Raw genomic sequence first — 4250 nt, 5'->3', positions numbered from 1 at the left:
GCCAAAGCAAATTGTGCAGAGAGACACAATTCGGGTCTTCAACCTGAAATAGCTAAGTCAAGAGTAGTACTTTTCTGATGTTGTACCGTGCGGATGTTTACCTGAAACCTTTCACACGGGATATATCGACCTGAGCTTTGCAGCTCAATTTTGCGATCCGGGGATTTCCTGTTGCTGTAACAGATTGCCAGGATGAACCGTTTGTTTGAACTCAATCAATCACTTAAGGATTAGACAAAATTTACAGTAATTGGCTGGCGCCCCGATTCCTGTCATTCTTTAAATGTTACACATTCAGACTTACTCAATCACACGCTATTTATTTACAAGAGAAGGAGAAACATGAAATCAATTCGCCGTAAAAAGACTGCTGGATTTACGTTGATTGAACTGTTGGTGGTCATCGCGATTATCGCCATTTTAATCGCACTGCTATTGCCGGCTGTGCAACAGGCTCGCGAAGCTGCCCGCCGTTCACAGTGTAAAAACAATCTGAAACAGCTGGGACTGGCGTTGTTCAACTACGAGAGTGCCTTCTCGACCTTTCCCCCCAGTCGTCTGCTGGGTAATACCGCGAGCGGCGATTACCCCATCACGAATGCCGATGGCAGTAGCGGAACCACAACTTATTGCTCTTGGACCATCCTGGCTCTGCCGTATCTTGATCAATCGAATGTTTATAACAAGTACAACACAAACGCGCCCTGGTTTGATGCTTCTAACCGCGTGATGATTGAAACTCAGATTCCGGTCATGCTGTGCCCCTCTGTCCCCGGTGCTGACCGCAGGGACGCCTACCATGCTCCCGGTGCCGCAGCCGGTGATTATGGTTCGATCAACGAAGTGAAGAAAAAGTTCTGGACGAACGTGCTGGGCGTCGCTGAGCCTTCTGATGCAGCGAAAGCCGGGATACTGTCAAAGGGACAGAATAATCGTATCCGGGACATCACCGACGGTACTTCCAATACCTTAATGCTCGGTGAAGCAGGCGGCCATCCGTCCGTCTATAATGCCAAAGGGCTCTGGAACTCCACAGATCAGGGCCTCTATCAAGACGACAAAGTAGTGGCGTATGGCGGAAACTATGTCACCACCGACGGTACCGGCTGGGCCGATCCTGATGCCGGGCTGTCTATTAACGGAGCCATAAAGAATGGTTATAATACCTATGGTCCGTATGTGATCAACGAAATCAACGCCAGTGAAATTTTCAGCTTCCATGTAGGCGGTGCCCAGTTTGCGATGGGAGATGGTTCGGTCCGATTCCTTTCACAGAATATCGACGGAGCCCTGTTTGCCCATATCTGTACGCGGGCAGGTGGAGAGACGGTAGGTGAATTCTAAAACGTGAAGAGTGCAGAATAACTGAAGTGAAAAGGCCCTGGTTGCTCAAGCAGCCAGGGCCTTTTGCGTTCCACTGATATCGTTTGCAGACAGAAGCCAGGTTCAGGAGTATGACACTACAGCAGAGACTTGGCGATCTTCGTAAATCTCAACTGCAGATCAGGGAAAGTGCCTGCCTGTGAGACAGGCATTCCCTGAAAACGAATTTCAACTCCATAACCATTTCATTTATTAAGCTTATTCGCCGGGATGGCGAAGACAAATAGTTCTGTCGGGACGTCTGGTTCGAAGTCATTGTCAACCGCGACGACCAGCGTGCGTGAACCATCCGGCAGAGTGGGACCGAAGGTGAGGCCGTCGAATTTTTCAGGCATCTGCGGGCCTTTCAATCCAAAACGCTCATCCATCAGATTCAGCCAGGGCTGTACTTTGAGGGGCTTAACCCCTTGGGGAAGGCCCTGTGTGGGGAGTTGACTGACATTTGAGATGTCGGTCGCCTGACTTGCATCAACGTGGGTCACCGCCTTGAAGTGGGCCTCGTCTCCGCCATCGCCATCCCGCTCGAGTACCAGAAATTCGGTCGAGCTGATTGCCAGAATCTCGCTGATTCCATTTTTCGTTTCCGTCAGCGGATAAGCCCACTGGCGGTTTTTCCCCGTTTTCAGATCGAGGACAAACAGCCGGCTAAATTGTCCTCTGCGTTTTCCTTTTTTCGTGGGGACACTGTCCTGAATCAGAGGCGCCTGGGCAATGGCGACCAGGTAGCGGCCATCCGGGGTCAGGGCCAGTCCCTCGAAGCCCTTATTTGGCTGACGTCCCTGACTGTTCAGACTGGCCTCTTTTTCGGAGTCTGCATGCGGCACGGCAATTCGGAAATGTCCCGGTATCTGCAATTCGCCGCTGACGACGCCATTCTCCGTAACTTCATAGATTGCGGGTCCATACTCGTCTGAGATATAGAGCTTATTGTCGGACGTGCAGCGGATGCCCTCCGGATCGAGGCGTTTCACTAAAGGGGTCTCAGCGCCCTCCGATTTGGCTGCGGCTCCGGAGATGCTTCGTCCGTCGATATCTTTGAGCAAGTGTGTTTCCAGTAATCGTGCCGAGACGGCTGGCGTTTTCTCGGGATCGATATCAATTTCAGCGACATGGAATCGACAGGGATACGAGACAGCCCCATCGAGGGGCCCGCGGTCCGACAGCAACAGATAACGGTTGCCGGCGCCTGTGTAATCGATCGCCGAAATTCCGCCAAAAAGATCGCGAGGGTACTTCTTTGCCACGGTCCCTTTCAGACCACTGAGATCGCGAGTCATGCCCGGTAATGAAACGCGACCGATTAACTCGATTTCGCCTGCAATCAGCGAGCTGAATGAAACAACTGACAGAGCAGCTGCACAAAAAAAAGGGATCAGTTGACGGGGAAATAATGGCATGATTCAAATGCATCCTTTGTTACTGGTCATATTGGATTTCAGTTTGTCGTGCAGAGTCGATAACACAGGATTATGGGTGTGATCCATCAGGGTTACAAGCAGCATCACGCGATGCTCATCAGTTTTTCACAAACCAATTGATATCGCCGGGAAAGATCAGTATTCACGGCTTCTTAACATTTTATTAACACTTTCCGGCTAGTCTGTGCACAGTTGCCTGCCATCATTTTGAGCTTGTGGTTTACTTGATCCAGACACGGGCTGGTTCCTGTTTTGCGTAGGCATTCCCTTACAAAAACTTGATGCACGCTCGCGTTGCTGACAGGCTGAGTTGATTACCGATTCTTTGACAGCACTCTTAATTCAGTTAGACTTCCGAAAGAGAGAACAATGGATAGAAGCAGTGGGCCTTTCAATCGTTTTGACTCCGGCAGTAATGATCGTAAAGCGTCAGGGATTTGTCAGTTGACCGGTGCAGCACTGCTCCTGTTACTCACACTATCAACTGGTTGCGGTTCAGCAGAAGCGGAAAATGTCCGCGAGGTCTATCCGGTAACAGGCGAAGTTTTTTATAAGGGGAACCCGATTCCGGACGGAATGGTTTCACTGACACCGGTGACATCACCCAATGATGAGAAACCCTTTTATGTTCCGCGTGGAACCGTTGACGAAAACGGAATGTTCAAAATCTCAACCTATCAGTCGGGAGATGGTGCACCTCCGGGTGAATACAAGGTCTCGTTCACCTGGGTTGGTTCACTCGAAGGGGTGAGCGAGGACGAGGAAGACAAGCTGCCTGAAAAACTCCCGCGGAAGTACACCAATCCGGAAACATCCGGAATTACAGTGACCGTCAAGGAGCGCGATAACCTGCTCTCCCCGATTGAGTTGAAATAAGGCCTGTTGACCTTGTTCAACTTCAATACCAGTCATGACTGTCCGGTGCATTAGATGGCCACGAAGCCTGTGTGCCATCTAAGTACCTCACCAGTAATCGTCTTCTGGACTCTCTTTTTGAAACTGACGGTGTATCGTCCCGTAGTAGACGGGAAAATTGAGTGGCTTAGCTGGAATTGCATTACCTGCTGAGTGTCGACGCTGATGCAACCAACCGAACTGCAGGCCAGAGCACCTTGATGATGAAACGCCTTGAATCCGCACAACGCAGGTACACTTCGGCCATCAAGCAGTATTGCCAGATCAAAAAGTTGTTGCCTGGTAATAACCGTCAGCCCGATCTCAGAATCTTTCAGCCCCGGCAGGACAGTGCTTGAGTTTGCTGCTATATTCCACGAATTTATCACCCCCTACGGGACTTAACGGACGACAGTCTTTTTGTACCCGACGGCTCATCGTAATTAATTATCCGCAGCCAGCCGCAGAATCGCATTATTCTCCGATGCCAGTTTCCGTTTGAGTTGTTCGGAGAGTTTGAAGGCGTTTTTATTTTCTCGATGACCTCTTAGGGGT

3 protein-coding genes are annotated in these 4250 nt (G+C 50.3%); 2 read left to right on the top strand and 1 reads right to left on the bottom strand.

Annotation, left to right across the window (positions count from 1 at the left end; all coding sequences use genetic code 11):
* Positions 1–342 precede the first annotated feature (342 nt).
* Positions 343–1344 carry a DUF1559 domain-containing protein gene (locus tag Q0294_RS06495; protein WP_299462158.1) on the top strand — a complete coding sequence of 334 codons (1002 nt, stop codon included), beginning with the start codon at positions 343–345 and terminating at the stop codon, positions 1342–1344.
* 224 nt (positions 1345–1568) lie between these two features.
* Here the strand turns inward: Q0294_RS06495 and Q0294_RS06490 are convergent, their stop codons facing one another.
* Complete coding sequence (locus Q0294_RS06490; RefSeq protein ID WP_299462156.1) at positions 1569–2780, bottom strand: esterase-like activity of phytase family protein; 1212 nt, start codon at positions 2778–2780, stop codon at positions 1569–1571.
* A gap of 390 nt (positions 2781–3170) precedes the next feature.
* Here Q0294_RS06490 and Q0294_RS06485 point away from each other — a divergent pair, with 390 nt between their 5' ends.
* The gene (locus Q0294_RS06485) at positions 3171–3677 is read left to right on the top strand and encodes a hypothetical protein (RefSeq protein ID WP_299462154.1); all 507 of its coding nucleotides are present in this window, start codon (positions 3171–3173) and stop codon (positions 3675–3677) included.
* Positions 3678–4250: the final 573 nt, after the last annotated feature.

Source organism: uncultured Gimesia sp. (genome assembly GCF_937919775.1).
GTDB lineage: Bacteria > Planctomycetota > Planctomycetia > Planctomycetales > Planctomycetaceae > Gimesia.
Note: the sequence above shows the minus strand (reverse complement) of the source record. Positions and strands in the feature narration are given on the sequence as shown.

Coding starts and splice junctions, on each gene's coding strand:
- Q0294_RS06485 (WP_299462154.1), top strand. CDS start 3,171: ATGGATAGAAGCAGTGGGCCTTTCAATCGTTTTGACTCCGGCAGTAAT.
- Q0294_RS06490 (WP_299462156.1), bottom strand. CDS start 2,780: ATGCCATTATTTCCCCGTCAACTGATCCCTTTTTTTTGTGCAGCTGCT.
- Q0294_RS06495 (WP_299462158.1), top strand. CDS start 343: ATGAAATCAATTCGCCGTAAAAAGACTGCTGGATTTACGTTGATTGAA.